This is a genomic window from Seonamhaeicola algicola (assembly GCF_007997385.1).
In the GTDB taxonomy this organism is placed as follows: domain Bacteria; phylum Bacteroidota; class Bacteroidia; order Flavobacteriales; family Flavobacteriaceae; genus Seonamhaeicola; species Seonamhaeicola algicola.
This window is the reverse complement of the sequence record NZ_VOSC01000030.1, coordinates 838-15,754: the sequence shown is the minus strand read 5'-3', so window position 1 is coordinate 15,754 and position 14,917 is coordinate 838. Positions and strand designations below refer to the sequence as shown.

Below are 14,917 nucleotides of genomic sequence, written 5' to 3'. Positions count from 1 at the left end.
AAAATTATTCTTCAGTATCAGTAGTATAATCGTCAATATCACGTCTGTCTTTTTTTGTTGGCCTACCTGTGCCTTTTTTACGGTAGTAATCTTTTGAGTATTTTAAAAGTTCTTGGGCTTCAAAGGCTTCTTTTGGCGTAGTGTCAGTTCTGTAAATATCTACCAATTTAGCACCAACTCTGTTTGGCGGCAAATCATTAACCTTTAAGCTATAATTAATTTGGTTTTTTCTAACTTCAATTTCATCAAGCGGATACACCTCTCGGCTAGGTTTTACAACATCTTGGTTTACACGTACGTGTCCCTTTTTGCAAGCTGTTGTTGCCAATGATCGGGTTTTGTAATACCTAACACACCATAAATACTTGTCAATTCGCATATAATTATTACTAAAACTACGTTAATGTTATTGTGCAAGATTGTATTAAAATTGTATCTTGCGCGTCAAAAATACACATAATATAATGTATTTAAATACAAATTATGCGTTGTTATACTTACTAATTTAAGTTGAAAATAAAATTGTTTATGAAATTAGAAAAAATAAGCCTGTTAATTTTTTGTGTGGCATTATGTATGTTTTCTTGCGGAAACGACGATGATGGAACTACTGATGTTGAAATAGTTATTAGAGATAGAAATGAACAGCAAGTTATTGATAATAATTCTTTAATAGAGTTTTTAGAAACACATTATTACAATTCTGATGTTTTTGAAAACAATGCAAATGCAAGTATTTCAGACTTAGTAATTTTACCACTAGCCACCGGAGAAACTGTACCTAATGGTTATACATTATTAAAAGACGCCGTTGGAGTTTCTAGAAAAACCACTTTTGCAGATACAGATTATGAATTTTATGTATTGGTTTTAAACGAAGGAGGTGGTGATTTTAAACCTAGTTTTGCCGATAATATTTTAACAACTTACCAAGGCTATACTTTAGATGATAATTTAAACGATATAACTGATGCTTTTGATAGCAAAACAACCCCAGATACGTATTTTGGATTAATAGATTTAATACCTGCTTGGAGACGAGTATTCCCTATGTTTAACGTTGCTAACGGATATGTTGATAATGGCGATGGTACAGTTAACTTCAATAATCCAGGAATGGGAGTTATGTTTATACCTTCAGGTTTAGCGTATTTTCAAGAAGCCAGAACAGATCTACCAAGCTATTCGCCACTAATTTTTAAGTTTGAACTCATTCATGCTATAGAGTTAGACCATGATGGAGATGGTATTCCTTCTTATTTAGAAGAGTTATCTGGTAACCAAGAATTTAATATTAACAGTGAAGCTGGCGTTTTTGATGGTGATGATACTGATGAAAATAGCATACCCAACTATTTTGATACAGATGATGATGGTGATGGCGTTTCAACAGCTACAGAAATTAGCGAACTTTTTGAAATTAAAAAATATAATGAACCAACAAAAGCAGCATTAGAAGCTTTAACTTTTGCGGCTAATGAAAAATTAGTACATATTGTAGAATTAGCCAATGGCACATTTACAGGAACAACAATTACAGCTGCAGATACTGATGGTGATGGTATTTTTGATTATTTAGATGCCGATTAATTTTTTAAATAAAATCACAATAAAAAAACCTCGCTTTTATAGCGAGGTTTTTTGTTTTTAATAATGTATGTATTATAAAATTATAGATAAACTTAAAATTAATTGATCTGGCCTAGTATCTAACCTATCAGCATTAATACTATTGTTTTGTAAAAATGTAGCTTCGTTTTTATTAAAACCACGTTCGTACCTTACATCTATACCCACTTTATTAAAGTTTAAACCAATACCAAAGTTAAGGCCTACAGAAAAATCATTTTCAACATCTTTAATAGTAACACCATCAAATTCAGTATCTAAAATATACTGAAATGAAGGCCCTCCAAAAACACTAATAGGGCCTAAAACTTTTGCACCAACAAGTAACGGAGCATCAAGTTTTTGCATGCTAAAGTCATCATCATTATAATCACTTTTAGTACTGGTGTAAACAACCTCAGGTTTAAAGTAAATTTTCTCACCAATTTTACCAAACACACCAATGTGGTAGCCAATATTGCGGTCTGGGTTTTTAGAGTTATTACTAATAGATTCAAAATACTTACCATTAGCATTATAATTTAACCCGCCTTTTAAACCAAAACCTGTAGCAGTTTGAGCTATACAAGTAGCCGATGAAATTACAATTACCAATAGTGCTAAAACTTCTTTTTTTAAAAATTTCATAATTGTTCGTTTTTTAAGATTTGCTTAACAATAACAAAAACGTTGCCAAAACTAATTTATTTTCTAATTAGGTATTCAAAATATACATTATAAAATAATTAATAGCTAGTAAAATTAAAGCTTCACAATAGTTATAATACGTTAAAATATAATTTTAGAAAAAAAAAATATGTAGGTTTGCCAACTGAATACAAAGTATAAAATGAAGTTTACATTAAAAGCACAAGACCCCAAAAGTAAAGCAAGAGCAGGAGAAATAACTACAGATCATGGGGTTATTCAAACACCAATATTTATGCCCGTTGGCACAGTTGCAACCGTTAAAGGTGTGCACCAGCGTGAACTTAAAAATGATATAAACCCTGATATTATTTTAGGTAATACTTATCATTTATACTTGCGTCCGCAAACTAAAATTTTAGAACAAGCCGGCGGTCTTCATAAATTTATGAATTGGGACCGAAATATTTTAACCGATTCTGGAGGCTACCAAGTATATTCACTTTCAGCTAACAGAAAAATTAAAGAAGAAGGTGTTAAATTTAAAAGCCATATTGATGGTAGTTATCACACATTTACACCAGAAAATGTTATGGAAATTCAGCGTAGTATAGGTGCCGATATTATTATGGCTTTTGATGAATGCACACCTTACCCATGCGATTATAACTACGCAAAACGCTCAATGCACATGACACACCGTTGGTTAGATAGGTGTATAGCTCATTTAGAAAAAACACCTTTAAAATACGGCTATAACCAAGCGTTTTTTCCAATAGTGCAGGGAAGTACATATAAAGATTTACGTATTCAATCGGCTGAATATATTGCAAATGCAGGAGCCGTTGGTAATGCCATTGGAGGTTTATCAGTAGGTGAGCCTGCCGAAGAAATGTACGCCATGACCGATGTTGTTTGTAATATTTTACCAGAAGATAAACCTCGTTATTTAATGGGCGTTGGTACACCAATCAATATTTTAGAAAATATAGCGTTAGGTGTAGACATGTTTGATTGTGTTATGCCAACACGTAATGCCAGAAACGGTATGTTGTTTACAGCTCATGGTACCATAAATATTAAAAACAAAAAGTGGGAAGATGATTTTTCTCCAATTGATGAAATGGGTATAACCTTTGTTGATACAGAGTATAGTAAAGCTTATTTACGTCATTTGTTTTCGGTTAATGAGTTATTAGGGAAGCAAATAGCAACCATACATAACCTAGGTTTTTATTTGTGGTTGGTTAGAGAAGCAAGAAAGCATATATTAGCCGGAGATTTTAATACATGGAAAAATACCATGGTTAAACAAATGGATAAAAGACTTTAAAGGTAACCCAAAAATACTTCAATAATAATATGAAGTTTTAAAGGATGAAAATATTAGATTGGTACATACTAAAACGCTATTTACTAACATTTTCTATGATGTTATTACTGTTTGTTCCTATTGGAATAACAGTGCACTTAGCCGAAAAAATTGGTAAAATTTTAGATAGTGAAGCACCAATATCTGAAGTGTTACTTTATTTTTTAGATTTTACTATTTACTTTGCACATTTACTATTTCCGTTATTTTTATTTTTATCCGTTATTTGGTTTACTTCAAAATTGGCTAATAATACTGAAATTGTTGCATTTTTAAGTTCGGGTGTATCCTTTATGCGCTTTTTAAGGCCTTATATAATTGGTGCAGTTATTGTTGCATTATTCTCTTTACTATTAGGTATGTTTTTAGCACCTAAAGCAAGCGAAGGCTTCAATAATTTTAGCTATAAATATTTAAAAAAAGGTAAAAAGGCTGTTGAAAACACCAATGTTTTTAGGCAAGTTAATGATAATGATATTATTTATGTTAGTAGTTATGATGTGAAAAATAACTACGGAAATAATTTTACTTTAGAACATTTTGAAGATAACAAACTAGCCTATAAAATTACAGCAAATACCATACGGTATATTGAAAAAGACTCTGTATATAGGCTAATAGATTATACTAAACGCTATATTTTAGAAAACGAAGATCGTATAGAATCTGAACGAACAAAAGACACGCTTTTTGATTTTAAAGTTGATGATTTAATACCAGTAATTTATGCTGCCGAAACAAAATCATACGGAGATTTAAAACGCTTTATTGACAGTGAAGAGGCCAGAGGCTCATCAAACGTTGGGCGCTTTAAATTAGTACTTTATCGCAAATGGAGTTTACCAGTTTCAGTATTTATTTTAACAATAATAGCTGTGGCTGTATCGTCAATTAAAAGGCGTGGTGGTATGGGTGTTAACTTAGCTTTAGGTATATGTATAGCTATGGTTTTTGTGTTTTTTGATAAGGTTTTTGGCGTTATGGCAGAACAATCCGATTTTCCTCCGTTAGTAGCCGTATGGTTTCCTAATGTAATTTTTGGTATCTTATCTATTTACTTACTTTACAATGCCAAGCGTTAAATTTAAAAATTACCTGCACTTACATATTTTAGTTTTTATTGCAGGTTTTACCGCTATTTTAGGAGAAGTTATTACCATTTCTGCAATACCTTTAGTATGGTACAGAATGTTAATGGCTTCAATTTTAATGTTTGTATACATTAAATTAGCTAAAATAAAGCTTCGGGTAAAGCCTAAATCTATTTTAAAATTAGCATTAGCCGGTATAGTAATTGCCGCCCATTGGATTACGTTTTTTGCCGCTATTGATGCAGCCAATATATCCATTGCTTTATCAATGTTTTCAACAGGTGCTTTTTTTGCTTCAATTATTGAGCCTATAGTTTATAAACGCAAGCTAATTTGGTATGAAATTTTGCTTGGTATATTAGTTATTACAGGTGTTTTTATCATCACGCAAAGCGAAATAAAGTATATAAATGGTATTATTTTAGGAATTTCATCCGCCTTTTTATCTTCATTATTTGCGGTATTAAATGGTAGTTTTTTAAAGCAACATTCGGCCACCGCCATTTCGTTTTATGAGTTTTTAAGTGGTGTGTTTTTTATAAGTGTATATATAGCTTTGTTTACTGATGGTTTTACGGCAAATTTTTTCAATATATCAAAAAACGATTTTATATATTTATTCATATTAGCTTCAGTATGTACAGCTTATGCATTTATAGCAGCCGTGTACGTAATGAAGGTTATAAGCCCATACACTGTAGTGTTGTCATATAATTTAGAGCCTGTTTATGGTATAATATTAGCGGTTATTTTGTTTCCAGAAACAGAAAAAATGACACCTAATTTTTACTACGGAGCCCTTGTTATACTTACAACAGTTTTACTAAATGCAGCACTTAAAAATTCAAGAAAATTAAAAAGAAAACAAACTTAGGTGTTAAACAAGTTTAAGTTTTTATATTTGTAGCCTAACTTTAAGTTAATAGCATTAAATAAAATTCTTATGGAATATTTAGAATTTGAACTTCCAATAAAAGAACTAGAAGAGCAATTACTAAAATGTAAAGTAATAGGAGAAGAAAGTGAAGTTGATGTAACTGAAACTTGCTCTCAAATAGAAAAAAAATTAGCCAACGCACAAAAAGACATATATAAAAACCTAACACCTTGGCAAAGGGTACAACTATCTAGGCACCCAAATAGACCATATACGTTAGATTATATTAAAGCCATTTGTGGAGATACGTTTTTAGAATTACATGGTGATAGAAATGTAAAAGACGACAAAGCTATGGTAGGCGGTTTAGGTAAAATTGGAGACCAAACATTTATGTTTATTGGTCAGCAAAAAGGATATAATACCAAAACAAGACAGTATCGTAATTTTGGAATGGCAAACCCTGAAGGGTACCGTAAAGCATTACGCTTAATGAAATCTGCCGAAAAATTTGGTATTCCTGTTGTAACTTTAATTGATACTCCTGGTGCATATCCTGGTTTAGAAGCTGAAGAGCGCGGACAAGGTGAAGCCATTGCTAGAAATATACTTGAAATGGCCAGATTACAAGTGCCAATTATTACCATTGTTATTGGCGAAGGTGCTTCTGGTGGTGCTCTAGGTATTGGTGTAGGAGACAAAGTGTTAATGCTAGAAAACGCTTGGTACTCTGTAATTTCTCCAGAAAATTGTTCATCTATTTTATGGCGTAGTTGGGAGTATAAAGAACAAGCTGCCGAAGCACTTAAACTTACTGCCAGTGATGCTAAAAAAATAAAAGTGGTTGATGATATTATAAAAGAACCTCTTGGGGGAGCACACCGCGATAGAGAAAAAACATTTGCCACTGTAAGTAGCACCATAGTAAAAACTTATGAAGCGTTAAAAAACTTATCACCAAAAGATTTAGTTTCTAAACGTATGGATAAATATGAAAATATGGGTGTGTTTAAAGGCTAATCCTTTTAAAACCACATGATACAAAATCTGAAGCTTATGCTTCAGGTTTTTTTTTGAGCTTATCCACAATTTTTTTAAGTTATTAACAGTTAAATTGTTAACTGTTAGTTAAAAACCCAATGTTGCCTAATTGTAAATGGCACTAACTTTTTAGTTACTTTCGTAGTTATGAAACAGCCTAACCAAATCCAAGGATATAAAGTAGATAAAAGCACCTTAATTAACCTAGAAAAGGGTAAAATACCACCTCAAGCAATTGATTTAGAGGAAGTTGTGTTAGGTGCTATGATGATTGATAAAAAGGGTGTTGATGAAGTTATTGATATTTTAAGTCCTGAAGCTTTTTATAAAGAGGCCCATCAATATATTTTTGAGGCTGTTTTTCAGTTGTTTGAAAATAGTGAACCTATAGACTTATTAACCGTTTCTACGCAATTAAAAAAGAATGCAAAATTAGAAATGGTTGGAGGCGATTTTTATCTCATTTCATTAACACAAAAAGTATCATCATCAGCTCATATTGAGTTTCATGCAAGAATTATTCTTCAAAAGTTTATTCAGCGTAGCTTAATCAAAATTTCAAATGAAATTATTGAAGATTCGTATGATGAAACCAAAGATGTTTTTGATTTGTTAGATAAAGCAGAATCTAAACTTTATGAGGTAACTCAAGGTAACATAAAAAAATCTAGTGAGTCTGCACAAGAGTTGGTTATTCAAGCAAAAAAGAAAATTGAAGAAATTTCAAATAAAGAAGGCTTAAGTGGTATACCTACTGGTTTTACAAAATTAGATAAGCTTACATCTGGTTGGCAACCATCTGATTTAATCATTGTTGCGGCACGTCCTGGTATGGGTAAAACAGCTTTAACTTTATCTATGGCTAGAAATATTGCGGTAGATCAAAACATTCCAGTAGCTTTTTTCTCATTAGAGATGGCGTCAGTACAGTTAATTACGCGTTTAATTTCTAGTGAAACAGGCTTGTCATCAGAAAAATTACGTACCGGTAAATTAGAAAAGCATGAGTGGGAGCAATTAAATGTAAAAGTAAAAGGTTTAGAAAAAGCCCCATTGTTTATTGATGATACACCATCTCTTTCAATTTTCGATTTAAGAGCAAAAGCACGTCGTTTATCATCACAACATGGTATAAAACTTATAATGATTGATTATTTGCAGTTAATGACGGGTGGTAATAGCCACGGAGGCAATAGAGAGCAAGAAATATCAATGATTTCTAGAAACCTAAAAGCTTTAGCAAAAGAGTTAAATGTACCAGTAATTGCACTATCGCAGTTATCGCGTGCGGTTGAAACTCGTGGAGGCAGTAAGCGCCCTTTACTTTCAGATTTACGTGAATCTGGAGCTATTGAGCAAGATGCCGATATTGTAAGTTTTATTTACAGACCAGAATATTATAAAATTGATGAATGGGATGATGAAGAACGCTCGCCAACCGAAGGGCAAGCAGAGTTTATTATTGCAAAACACCGTAATGGTGGTTTAGAAAATATTAGACTTAAATTCTTAGGGCATTTAGGTAAGTTTGATAATTTAGAAGATTTTGATTCGCCTTTTGAATTTCACTCAAAAATGAATGCTGCGGCTAATGATGATACTTTTAAATCGGAAGGTTTTACAGCCTCACCAGACCAAGCTTTTGGCAGTTCATTTAACAATGATAATGATGACGAAGTGCCATTTTAAAGAAATAATTGTATTTAACTTCTGTTAAAACTTATAGGTTAAAAATAATTTTAAGTATCTTTCAACTTACAAATACCCATGTTTCTGTTTAAATCAGAAACAGTTAAAAGTAGCCCAAATTTTGAAAAAGATACCTTTATTTTTATTATGTTTTTTTACTACGTTTAGCACATTTGCATCGTACATACTTGTACCAATGGATGCAGATACACAAAAAAATCATTTAAAAGCCTATGGTATAACCTATTGGGTGCTTAATAAAGAATTAAAAGTAAAATGGTTATTAAACTACAGAGGTGGTTCATTTTTATTACCAGATACTGATGCTATTCAAAAAGAATGTCAAATTAGAGGCGTTTCTTTTGAAATTATTTCAAACACTAAAGCAGAAACCATTTTACAAGATATTAGTAGCCCAAGCAAAAACATGGAAGCTGTTGTTTTAGAAAAAGCACCTAAAATTGCAGTTTACACACCTAAAGGAAAGCAACCATGGGATGACGCTGTAACCATGGTTTTAAAGTATGCCGAAATTCCTTATGAAACTGTTTATGATGAAGAAGTGCTAAATGATAATTTGCTTCTTTATGATTGGTTGCACCTACACCACGAAGATTTTACTGGGCAATACGGTAAATTTTATGGTGCTTACAGGGCAGCTTCATGGTATATTGAAGAAAAAAAATCTGCCGAAGCACTAGCTGCAAAACTTGGTTACAGTAAAGTATCTGAACAAAAACTAGATGTAGCTTTAAAAATAAGAGATTATGTTGTAGGCGGTGGCTTTATGTTTGCCATGTGTAGCGCAACAGATAGTTTTGATATTGCTTTAGCTGCTGAAGGTATTGATATTTGTGAACCAATGTTTGATGGTGATGGTAGTGAGGCTGCTTACCAAAGCAAAATAAATTACAATAAAACATTTGCTTTCAAAAATTTTATTTTAGAAAGAAGCCCATTGGTTTATGAATTTTCTTCAATAGATATGACTAGAAAACGAAATGTATCAAAAACAACCGATTACTTTTCATTAATGGAATTTTCTGCAAAATGGGATCCAATTCCAACCATGCTATGTCAAAATCATACAGCATTAGTAAAAGGTTTTATGGGGCAAACCACATCATTCACAAGAAATGAAATAAAATCTAACGTATTAGTTATGGGTGAAACCAAAATTAATGGCGAAGCAAAGTACATACACGGTATTAAAGGGAAAGGTTTCTTTACTTTTTATGGCGGTCATGATCCGGAAGATTACCAACATAGAGTAGGCGATGCCAAAACTGAATTAGATTTGCATCCAACATCTCCCGGATACAGACTTATTTTAAATAATGTTTTATTTCCTGCAGCTAAAAAGAAAAAACAGAAAACTTAAAATTACAGTTCAACTGTTCTGGTAGTTCTTTTAAATGTATACACATAGCCATCACTTCCTGTTCCAGTAGATAAGCTGTTTTGGTCAATGGTCATGTCATCATTATCATCACCAGATATTTTAATTTCACCAAATTCTACGCCTTCAACAATTAAAAATAAATCTTCATTATGCTCATGAAAAAATAAATTGTAATTACCAGAATCTAAACCATCTTCTAAATCAGCATTTTCGTTATTGTTGTTAATGTTTAGTATGCTATTATTATTGTCAAAAACCCAAACAATATCTCCAATTTGGAAATCATGATCAACACCAGATACGCCACCAGTTACATTTATCATGTTCCATTCATTAATTGTAATAATAACGGGCTCATTATTATTGCTGTCATCACTCAAACTACAGCTTGTTACGTTAATTAAAATAATAGATAGTACTAAAAAAACTAATTTCTTCATAATATTTTTATCTTTTTTATAAGATAGTATTTAATGATAAAGGTTGCGTAAAAAGATTAAATTATTTTTATTGAGATAAAAAAAGAATAATGAAATTTTTTCAAAGAGAAACAGCACTTAAACCTTTTCAAAGAGGTTTTCATTTAATTACAGATGATGTATTAAATATATTACCCGAAATTAAAAATATAAACGTTGGGCAATTGCAGGTATTTATTAAGCATACTTCGGCTAGTTTAACAATAAACGAGAATGCAGATTATACGGTAAGAACCGATTTTGAAAGCCATTTTAATAAAATGGTTCCTGAAAATGCACCGTATTATAAACATACTTATGAAGGAGCAGATGATATGCCTGCGCATATAAAAGCCTCATTACTTGGTGCGTCAGTACTAGTGCCAATTACAAATGGTGAGTTAAATTTAGGCATTTGGCAAGGTATTTATTTATGCGAACATAGAGATTTTGCAAGCAGCAGAACAGTTGTAGTTACTGCCTTTGGCAATTAAAGTTTAGCTTTTAGTAGTTTGTCTATAATAAATTCAACACCCAATTCATCATTGCTTTTGGTTTCATAATTAGCAATTAGTTTTACATTTTTGTGGGCGTTTTGCATAGCATAACTAAATTTAGCTATTTTTAGCATTTCTAAATCGTTGTTATAATCACCAAAAACCATAGTTTCATTTTCTGAAATGTTATACTTTTCTTGTAGCATTTTTATAGCATGCCCTTTATTAGCTAAACTATCAGATATATCTAACCAATTTTTTCCAGATATTTTAATAGCGTAATTACTTTCAAAATGTTTTACTAACGGATAAATATACTTTTCTGAATCTTCAGAATGATAAATGGCAATTTTCATAATATCTTCTTCAATTTCATTAACACTATCTATTACTTTAAATGTTGGGTAGTATTCTGATAATACTGGTATGTAACCAAAAGAATTACTCTTAAAGTATCCTTTACTTTTTGTGCAAAAAACAGCGTGAATATGGTTATTAGCATCTATAATTTGTTCTAAATCATAAATATTGTTGGTATTTATTGGGGTAGAAAGTAGTTGCTTATCGTTTTCTATAACTAAACCACCATTTTCAGCTACTATAATTATATCATTTTTTATAGTTTCTAACTTGTTAACTATACTGTAATAAGGGCGACCACTGGCGGCAACAAATTTTATATTGTTTTGTTTAAGGCTTTTAAATTGTTCTAAAAATAAACTACTAACTTCATGGTTAGAGTTTAAAAGTGTACCATCCATGTCACTTACAATAAGTTTTACTTGAGATAAATTCATTAAAAATAATATGAGTTTATTGTTAGAATATTTAATAAAAAAAATCCAACTTACGTTAAGTTGGATTTTTTAAATTAAGCGAAATATATGTTTTACAATAGGCTAAGCGCCTTATTTTACTTTTTCAACTACAGCTTTAAAAGCTTCAGGGTTATTCATAGCTAAATCTGCTAAAACCTTACGGTTTAATTCAATATCATTAGCTTTTAATTTCCCCATAAATTGAGAATAAGATAAACCGTGTTCTCTAGCTCCTGCGTTAATACGCGTAATCCATAAAGCACGGAAAGTTCTCTTTTTTGCTTTGCGGTCTCTGTACGAATATTGCATCGCTCTATCAACCGCATTTTTAGCTACTGTCCAAACGTTTTTACGTCTTCCAAAGTAACCTTTTGCTTGTTTAATAATCTTTTTTCTTCTAGCTCTTTTAGCTACAGAATTTACTGATCTTGGCATAATTTTTAAGTTTTTTGTAGTGGGCGGTTTATAAATAAACGCTTTGGTATTTTTTCTAAAACTTATAGTTTTAAATTAAATGAGCCACACTCCAGGGTTTTACAATTTGTTTTAACCAATTAAAACGTTTGTTACTTTAAACGTAACATTGTTTTAATATTATCTTCGTCAGCCTTATGTACTAATGTATCATGGGTTAACGCAAGCTTACGCTTTTTAGACTTCTTTGTTAAGATGTGACTTTTAAAAGCGTGCTTTCTTTTAATTTTGCCAGTGCCCGTTAATTTAAAACGTTTTTTAGCACTAGACTTTGTCTTCATTTTAGGCATTTTCTTTTCCTAGTTTTAATTATTTCGCTTAATTATTTTTTTACTGAATATGAGCCAGTATTATTTTTTAGGAGCAATAAACATAGTCATACGTTTACCTTCTAATTTTGGCATTTGTTCTACTTTGCCTAACTCTTCTAAATCTTGAGCTAAACGTAAGAGTAAAATTTGACCTTGCTCTTTAAATATTATTGATCGTCCTTTAAAAAACACAAATGCTTTTAATTTTGCACCTTCTTTTAAGAACTTTTCTGCATGCTTCTTTTTAAACTCATAGTCATGATCATCAGTTTGCGGACCAAATCTAATTTCTTTAACTACAACTTTACTGGCTTTAGCTTTTAAAGCCTTGTCTCGTTTCTTTTGTTCATAAAGAAACTTTTTATAATCCATAATTTTACATACGGGCGGATCAGCTTTTGGCGAAATTTCTACAAGATCAAAACCTTGTTCTTCTGCCATTCCTAAGGCTTGGCGCGTATTGTAAATACCAACTTCAACATTATCACCAACAAGGCGTACTTTTGGTGATGTTATTTTAGAGTTGATTCTGTGTTTGTCTTCTTTAACAACTCTTTGAGGCTGTCTTCTTCTTCTAATTGCTATGGCTTATATTTTTTTAATTAAACTTTATTTTTTTAGAACGATTTTAACGTTTTATTGATCTCTTCGTTTATAATGCTTGAAAAAGTTTCAATACTCATCATACCTAAATCTTCACCACCATGTTTACGTACTGTAACTTTATTTTCTTTTTCTTCTTGCTCACCTATTATAAGCATATACGGGAATTTTTTCATTTCAGATTCCCTGATTTTCTTGCCTATAGTTTCATTTCTATGGTCTACAAGGGCGCGAATTTCGTTATTTTCTAGCAAATTTAAAACTTTTTCTGAGTATTTTTCATATTTCTCGCTGAGCGACAATATCATACATTGTGTTGGCATTAACCATAATGGGAAATTTCCACCAGTGTGTTCAAGCAATATTGCTACAAAACGTTCAAGGCTTCCAAAAGGTGCTCTGTGTATCATAATAGGGCGGTGTAACTCATTATCACTACCTTTATATGATAAATCAAAACGTTCAGGTAAATTGTAATCAACTTGTATGGTACCAAGTTGCCATTTTCTACCTAAAGCATCTTTAACCATAAAATCTAATTTAGGACCATAAAAGGCAGCTTCACCTTCTTCAACTATATAATCTAAACCTTTATCAGAGGCGGCATTAATTATGGCTTGTTCTGCTTTTTCCCAGTTGGCAACATCACCTATATATTTGTCGGGATTTTTTAGATCCCTTACTGAAACCTGTGCTGTAAAGTTTTCAAAACCTAAAGAGCCAAATACGTATAAAACTAAATCTATAACGTTTTTAAACTCTTGGTCTAACTGGTCTGGTGTACAAAAAATATGCGCATCATCTTGCGTAAAGCCTCTAACACGTGTTAAGCCGTGTAACTCACCACTTTGTTCATATCTATAAACGGTGCCAAATTCAGCATATCTAATAGGTAAATCTTTATAACTCCATTGCGCACTATTGTATATTTCACAATGGTGTGGGCAGTTCATTGGTTTTAATAAAAACTCTTCATCTTCTTTAGGTGTGGTAATTGGTTGGAAACTATCTTCGCCATATTTAGCATAATGGCCTGAAGTTACATAAAGTTCTTTTTGCCCAATATGTGGCGTAACCACCATTTCATAGCCAGCTTTTTTTTGTGCAGCTTTTAAAAAGTTTTCTAAACGCTCACGTAAAGCAGCTCCTTTTGGTAACCATAAAGGTAAACCTTGGCCAACTTTTTGCGAAAACGTAAAAAGCTCAAGCTCTTTACCAAGTTTTCTATGATCGCGTTTTTTAGCTTCTTCTAATAAATTTAAATATTCAGTTAATTCTTTTTGTTTAGGGAAAGAAATACCGTAAACACGTGTTAATTGCGGTTTGTTTTCATCACCGCGCCAATACGCACCGGCAACGCTTAAAACTTTTACTGCTTTTATAATACCAGTATTTGGTATGTGGCCACCTCTACATAAATCAGTAAAAGAGCTATGGTCACAAAACGTAATGGCACCATCTTCTAAATTTTCAATAAGTTCAGTTTTAAAAACATTGTCTTTATATAAAGCTAAAGCTTCTGCTTTAGTTACAGATCGCATTTTAAAATCGTGTTTACCACGAGCAATCTCTAACATTTTATTCTCAATAGTTTTAAAATCTTTTTCAGATACTACATGCTCGCCAAAATCAACATCATAATAAAAGCCATTCTCAATAGCAGGCCCAATGGTAAGTTTAACACCAGGATACAATTCTTCAATAGCTTGAGCTAATACGTGTGCCGATGAGTGCCAAAAGGCTGTTTTACCCTCATCATCTTTCCAGGTGTACAATACTAAAGCGCCATTGGTGGTTAATGGGGTAGAGGTTTCAATAGTTGTACCATTAAAACTTGCCGAAATAACATTTCTAGCCAAACCTTCGCTAATACTCTTAGCAACATCCATTGGTGTAACGTTTTCTTCAAACGTTTTTACACTACCATCTGGTAAAGTAATATCTATCATGAAATAAAATTAAAATAAGTCACAAATATAATAGTATAAACAAACACATACAATATATATATATGTATAATTTTTACTT

16 protein-coding genes are annotated in these 14,917 nt (G+C 31.7%); 8 read left to right on the top strand and 8 right to left on the bottom strand.

Annotation, left to right across the window (positions count from 1 at the left end):
- Positions 1–4: 4 nt before the first annotated feature.
- On the bottom strand, positions 5–379 hold the full coding sequence (locus FUA26_RS12390) for an RNA-binding S4 domain-containing protein (protein ID WP_147136574.1): 375 nt from the start codon (positions 377–379) through the stop codon (positions 5–7).
- Positions 380–528: 149 nt separating this feature from the next.
- Between FUA26_RS12390 and FUA26_RS12385 the strand changes: the two genes are divergently transcribed.
- A complete protein-coding gene (locus FUA26_RS12385; protein ID WP_147136572.1) occupies positions 529–1,590 on the top strand; it encodes an FKBP-type peptidyl-prolyl cis-trans isomerase in 1,062 nt (353 codons plus the stop codon).
- Between the two features lie 72 nt (positions 1,591–1,662).
- On the opposite strand, the gene FUA26_RS12380 is transcribed toward FUA26_RS12385, so the two are convergent.
- Positions 1,663–2,256: an outer membrane beta-barrel protein gene (locus FUA26_RS12380; RefSeq protein ID WP_147136569.1), complete on the bottom strand. Its 594-nt coding sequence runs from the start codon at positions 2,254–2,256 to the stop codon at positions 1,663–1,665.
- Positions 2,257–2,458: 202 nt separating this feature from the next.
- On the opposite strand from FUA26_RS12380, the gene tgt reads away from it, so the two are divergent.
- The 6 genes from tgt (at position 2,459) to FUA26_RS12350 (ending at position 9,707) form a co-directional block, all read left to right on the top strand.
- Positions 2,459–3,589, top strand: a complete 1,131-nt coding sequence (gene tgt, locus FUA26_RS12375; RefSeq protein WP_147136567.1) for a tRNA guanosine(34) transglycosylase Tgt — start codon at positions 2,459–2,461, stop codon at positions 3,587–3,589.
- A 44-nt stretch (positions 3,590–3,633) separates the two neighbouring features.
- Positions 3,634–4,710: an LptF/LptG family permease gene (locus tag FUA26_RS12370; protein WP_147136564.1), complete on the top strand. Its 1,077-nt coding sequence runs from the start codon at positions 3,634–3,636 to the stop codon at positions 4,708–4,710.
- The gene (locus FUA26_RS12365) at positions 4,697–5,593 is read left to right on the top strand and encodes a DMT family transporter (protein WP_147136561.1); all 897 of its coding nucleotides are present in this window, start codon (positions 4,697–4,699) and stop codon (positions 5,591–5,593) included. Before FUA26_RS12370 ends, FUA26_RS12365 begins: the two co-directional genes overlap by 14 nt.
- A 69-nt stretch (positions 5,594–5,662) precedes the next feature.
- A complete protein-coding gene (locus FUA26_RS12360; RefSeq protein ID WP_147136558.1) occupies positions 5,663–6,616 on the top strand; it encodes an acetyl-CoA carboxylase carboxyltransferase subunit alpha in 954 nt (317 codons plus the stop codon).
- Positions 6,617–6,784: 168 nt separating this feature from the next.
- Positions 6,785–8,326 carry a replicative DNA helicase gene (gene dnaB, locus FUA26_RS12355; RefSeq protein WP_147136555.1) on the top strand — a complete coding sequence of 514 codons (1,542 nt, stop codon included), beginning with the start codon at positions 6,785–6,787 and terminating at the stop codon, positions 8,324–8,326.
- A 196-nt stretch (positions 8,327–8,522) separates the two neighbouring features.
- Positions 8,523–9,707, top strand: a complete 1,185-nt coding sequence (locus FUA26_RS12350; protein ID WP_147137309.1) for an asparagine synthetase B — start codon at positions 8,523–8,525, stop codon at positions 9,705–9,707.
- Between the two features lie 2 nt (positions 9,708–9,709).
- Here FUA26_RS12350 and FUA26_RS12345 read toward each other — a convergent pair whose 3' ends face one another.
- Complete coding sequence (locus FUA26_RS12345) at positions 9,710–10,168, bottom strand: hypothetical protein (protein WP_147136551.1); 459 nt, start codon at positions 10,166–10,168, stop codon at positions 9,710–9,712.
- Between the two features lie 89 nt (positions 10,169–10,257).
- Between FUA26_RS12345 and FUA26_RS12340 the strand changes: the two genes are divergently transcribed.
- The gene (locus tag FUA26_RS12340; protein ID WP_147136548.1) at positions 10,258–10,680 is read left to right on the top strand and encodes a secondary thiamine-phosphate synthase enzyme YjbQ; all 423 of its coding nucleotides are present in this window, start codon (positions 10,258–10,260) and stop codon (positions 10,678–10,680) included.
- Here the strand turns inward: FUA26_RS12340 and FUA26_RS12335 are convergent.
- From FUA26_RS12335 to thrS, 5 genes are all read right to left on the bottom strand, one after another.
- On the bottom strand, positions 10,677–11,480 hold the full coding sequence (locus FUA26_RS12335) for an HAD family hydrolase (RefSeq protein ID WP_147136545.1): 804 nt from the start codon (positions 11,478–11,480) through the stop codon (positions 10,677–10,679). The genes FUA26_RS12340 and FUA26_RS12335 overlap by 4 nt on opposite strands.
- Positions 11,481–11,591: 111 nt before the next feature.
- Positions 11,592–11,936 (bottom strand): 50S ribosomal protein L20, encoded by a 345-nt coding sequence (gene rplT, locus FUA26_RS12330; protein WP_147136542.1) that lies wholly within the window; start codon positions 11,934–11,936, stop codon positions 11,592–11,594.
- Between the two features lie 131 nt (positions 11,937–12,067).
- On the bottom strand, positions 12,068–12,265 hold the full coding sequence (rpmI, locus tag FUA26_RS12325) for a 50S ribosomal protein L35 (RefSeq protein WP_019388182.1): 198 nt from the start codon (positions 12,263–12,265) through the stop codon (positions 12,068–12,070).
- Between the two features lie 60 nt (positions 12,266–12,325).
- Positions 12,326–12,871 carry a translation initiation factor IF-3 gene (gene infC / locus FUA26_RS12320; protein WP_262712134.1) on the bottom strand — a complete coding sequence of 182 codons (546 nt, stop codon included), beginning with the start codon at positions 12,869–12,871 and terminating at the stop codon, positions 12,326–12,328.
- A gap of 32 nt (positions 12,872–12,903) precedes the next feature.
- Positions 12,904–14,838 (bottom strand): threonine--tRNA ligase, encoded by a 1,935-nt coding sequence (gene thrS / locus FUA26_RS12315; protein ID WP_147136537.1) that lies wholly within the window; start codon positions 14,836–14,838, stop codon positions 12,904–12,906.
- Positions 14,839–14,917 lie beyond the last annotated feature (79 nt).

Excerpts from the sequence above, each read along its gene's own strand:
- rplT (WP_147136542.1), bottom strand. The coding sequence starts at position 11,936 with ATGCCAAGATCAGTAAATTCTGTAGCTAAAAGAGCTAGAAGAAAAAAG.
- dnaB (WP_147136555.1), top strand. The coding sequence starts at position 6,785 with ATGAAACAGCCTAACCAAATCCAAGGATATAAAGTAGATAAAAGCACC.
- FUA26_RS12350 (WP_147137309.1), top strand. The coding sequence starts at position 8,523 with ATGGATGCAGATACACAAAAAAATCATTTAAAAGCCTATGGTATAACC.
- FUA26_RS12360 (WP_147136558.1), top strand. The coding sequence starts at position 5,663 with ATGGAATATTTAGAATTTGAACTTCCAATAAAAGAACTAGAAGAGCAA.
- rpmI (WP_019388182.1), bottom strand. The coding sequence starts at position 12,265 with ATGCCTAAAATGAAGACAAAGTCTAGTGCTAAAAAACGTTTTAAATTA.
- FUA26_RS12385 (WP_147136572.1), top strand. The coding sequence starts at position 529 with ATGAAATTAGAAAAAATAAGCCTGTTAATTTTTTGTGTGGCATTATGT.
- thrS (WP_147136537.1), bottom strand. The coding sequence starts at position 14,838 with ATGATAGATATTACTTTACCAGATGGTAGTGTAAAAACGTTTGAAGAA.
- FUA26_RS12345 (WP_147136551.1), bottom strand. The coding sequence starts at position 10,168 with ATGAAGAAATTAGTTTTTTTAGTACTATCTATTATTTTAATTAACGTA.
- FUA26_RS12340 (WP_147136548.1), top strand. The coding sequence starts at position 10,258 with ATGAAATTTTTTCAAAGAGAAACAGCACTTAAACCTTTTCAAAGAGGT.
- FUA26_RS12365 (WP_147136561.1), top strand. The coding sequence starts at position 4,697 with ATGCCAAGCGTTAAATTTAAAAATTACCTGCACTTACATATTTTAGTT.
- tgt (WP_147136567.1), top strand. The coding sequence starts at position 2,459 with ATGAAGTTTACATTAAAAGCACAAGACCCCAAAAGTAAAGCAAGAGCA.
- FUA26_RS12370 (WP_147136564.1), top strand. The coding sequence starts at position 3,634 with ATGAAAATATTAGATTGGTACATACTAAAACGCTATTTACTAACATTT.
- FUA26_RS12390 (WP_147136574.1), bottom strand. The coding sequence starts at position 379 with ATGCGAATTGACAAGTATTTATGGTGTGTTAGGTATTACAAAACCCGA.
- FUA26_RS12335 (WP_147136545.1), bottom strand. The coding sequence starts at position 11,480 with ATGAATTTATCTCAAGTAAAACTTATTGTAAGTGACATGGATGGTACA.
- FUA26_RS12380 (WP_147136569.1), bottom strand. The coding sequence starts at position 2,256 with ATGAAATTTTTAAAAAAAGAAGTTTTAGCACTATTGGTAATTGTAATT.